General features: G+C 61.0%; 2 protein-coding genes and 1 pseudogene. All 3 read right to left on the bottom strand.

Annotation, left to right across the window (positions count from 1 at the left end; genetic code table 11):
- Positions 1-78: 78 nt before the first annotated feature.
- A pseudogene (locus NW835_RS12410) lies at positions 79-337 on the bottom strand (zinc ribbon domain-containing protein); the annotation flags it as partial.
- A 380-nt stretch (positions 338-717) separates the two neighbouring features.
- Positions 718-1707 (bottom strand): tRNA lysidine(34) synthetase TilS, encoded by a 990-nt coding sequence (gene tilS / locus NW835_RS12405; RefSeq protein WP_414365221.1) that lies wholly within the window; start codon positions 1705-1707, stop codon positions 718-720.
- A 52-nt stretch (positions 1708-1759) separates the two neighbouring features.
- Positions 1760-2836: HrcA family transcriptional regulator (locus NW835_RS12400; protein ID WP_414415443.1), on the bottom strand; the 1077-nt coding region annotated here is incomplete at its 5' end.

Genomic DNA, 2836 nt, shown 5'->3' with positions numbered 1-2836 from the left:
ACTACCCAGGAGTCAGCTTTGCTCGCTTGCCAGGGTAAACTTCCCCCACTGAAGTCGGGAGCTTAGGGACTCCGTCCCGCTAACGCGAGTGGCAGCGTTAAAATCCGCATCCCCTTCCCAACTACAGACGGGGTTGACACAGCGAAAATGCTTCCCGCTGGCCAAGCCACAAGCAACGGTGGCAGGTCTGTGAGCTGCAGGCAGGCGGCACCACCACAACCCTGGCCCCTACCCTCATTGCCTTGTAGTGCACAAACTGCCGCAACGGGTAGAAGGCCCAACTGTTCAACCGCCGCCGCTCTCTCTGGCTGCGCGGCTGTTGGTTAACTCGTTCACGCTCGCGCCAGCGGGCCGGAGGCCTTGGTTGCATCCAGCTTGGCGGCTTGCGACGCAGATACCTTGAGCTTGCGGGAGATAGTTAGAACTTGAGTCATGCTCCATCATTCGCGCAGGAGCTATCCCCCCTACAGTATACAGTGGGGTATCTTGCGAAGGAGTCGCCACTTTGGCCACCAAAGTTCCAGAGTAGCCTTCCTCCCCGCACTAAAGTCGAGGCCTCCAGCTTTACCCTCTGTGAGGCTCCCATCGAGCTTCCTCTGAGTAGACCCTCGTTTGTCCCCAGTAAGGATTTTCTGGGACGGTAGTTGCCGTGCAAATCTGAACTGTGCTGTTAACTATTGGTTGAGGTTCTCAGCCGTTGCAGGAGGGGGAGAGCTCTCACTGAGCAGAGATCCAGACCAGGTGATCCCCCTTCACCTCTAGCCAGCCTCCGCCAGGGTAGTCGGGGCTGCGGCTGCGGCGGCCTGCTTTCAGGAGCCGCATCCCGGCTTCCACCTGCTCAAAAGTTGGGTGATGGGGCAGCAGCAGCGACAAGAATTGAAACATCACCTGCCGCTGCAAAGCCAGGGGCGCAGCCCGCAAGGGATCCCGCTGCAGCCCCGGCAAAGCGGGCTCGTACACCTGTAACCACAGTTGGGCGGCTTGCGCCACCACCAGCTCATGCTCTGCCTGCAACAGTGTGGCTGCCCGATTCAAAGCCGCTTCCAGTTGCGGGTTAAAGTGCTGCTTGAGATAGGGCATCACCTCTAAGCGAAGGCGGTTGCGGCCATGAGCCAGATCCTGGTTGCTGCGATCCGGCCAGACCGGCAACTGGTATTGTCGGCAGAACTCTTCCGTTTCCCAGCGGGAAAGGCCCAGCAGGGGACGCACCAACCAAGCGGAGGTGGGATCCCGCTCGTCCAAACGCCGTTGCCAATCTAGGCTGACCAGGCCGGCAGCCCCCGTGCCCCGCAGCAGGTTCCACAAAAACGTCTCCGCCCGGTCGCTGGCCGTGTGCCCTGTGGTCACCACCTCGCAACTCCAGGTGCGCGCCCATTTGTTCAGTTGCTGGTAGCGCCAAGCCCTGGCCCCCGCCTCATCCCAGCGGATGGGATCGGCAGTCTCAACGGCGTGGGGCAGGCCCTGCTGTTGCAGCCATCCCTGCAAAAACTTGGCACACTCCGTCTCATCGGCTGACCAACGGTGATCACAGTGCAAAACAAAGATCTGCCAGCCCCAGCGAGGCTGCAAATCCCGCAAGATCTGGAGCAGGGAAAAAGAATCTTGTCCGCCAGAAAAAGCTACCAGCAGCCGCTGGCCGGGGCGAAGCAGTTGCCGCTCGCGAATGGCACACTGAACCCGCAGGTGAAGAGGAGAAAGCCTGGCCACAGTTGGCTATTGCTCGGGGGCAACCCAGACCTCGCGTTCTCCCTGGGATCCCTCAGGCAAGGGCCCGAGTGAGATGGGAGGCCACCGTCTGCACAGCAGCGATGCTCCGCTCGTAGGCCATGCGGGTCGGCCCCAGCAGGGTGACCGCACCCAGGGGCGCCGAGCGGCGGCGATAAACTGAGGCAATGACCGTGCAGTGGTGCAGAGATTCCAGCGGGTTCTCGCTGCCAATGTAGATGATCACGGGAACGTTGTGGGATGGATCCTGCTCTGGAGTGCTAGAGGATGCCTTGTTCCTGGCCGCCGTGGCCGAAAGAGTTGCTTCGCCCGTGGACGGGCTATCTGGCATGGAATAGAGCCCGATCATCCCCTGAAGCTGCTCGGATCCCTTTTCGATCAACTGGGCTACCGCCTGCATCCGCTGGGCCTGGGAAAACTCCGGCTGCCGCATCAGCTCCGTCATGCCCGCGCTGAACACCTGTCCCAGCGAGGGCCGTAGGTAGCGCTGCACTACCGAGCGCAGCAGTTGCTGCAGCCAATGGCTGTAAGCGCGAAACTCCTCATCCAGCTTCAACCAGCTCAGATCCTGCAGCTCGGCAAAAGTCTTGCCCCGCAACTTCAGGGTGAGAAAGTTGCTCAGTAGCTGCAGCTCATCTTCCAGATCCTCGCGCCGATCGTCGGGCCACTCCGGTGGGCTAACCAAGGCCGAATGGGTTTGGTAGGAATCCGTAACCACTAGCACCATCACCCGCCCTGGCCCCACCGGCAGCAACTGCACATGGTGAACGGCTACCACCGGCCCCTGGGGAGGGGTGATGAGAGCGATGCAACCGCTCAAGTGGGCCAAAAGCTGTGCCACCCTCTGCAAGAGGCTATCGAGGTCGTCCCCCAGCTCACGGTTGAGCTGATCCAGCAACTGCTGCAGCGCAGGATGGGGCTCCGGCTGGGGAGCATCGCTCGGGATCTCATCCATGTTGGCGGAGGTCAACAGATCGTTCACATAGACCCGATAGCCAAAGTCAGAAGGGATCCGACCGGCAGAGGTGTGGGGCTGGAACAGCAACCCAACCTGCTCCAAAGTGGCCAAGTCGTTGCGAATGGTAGCCGTGCTGACTCCGAGGTTGTAGGA

Source organism: Synechococcus sp. OH2 (genome assembly GCF_047462155.1).
Taxonomy (GTDB): Bacteria; Cyanobacteriota; Cyanobacteriia; order Thermostichales; family Thermostichaceae; genus Thermostichus.
This window is presented reverse-complemented; position numbering and strand designations above follow the sequence as displayed.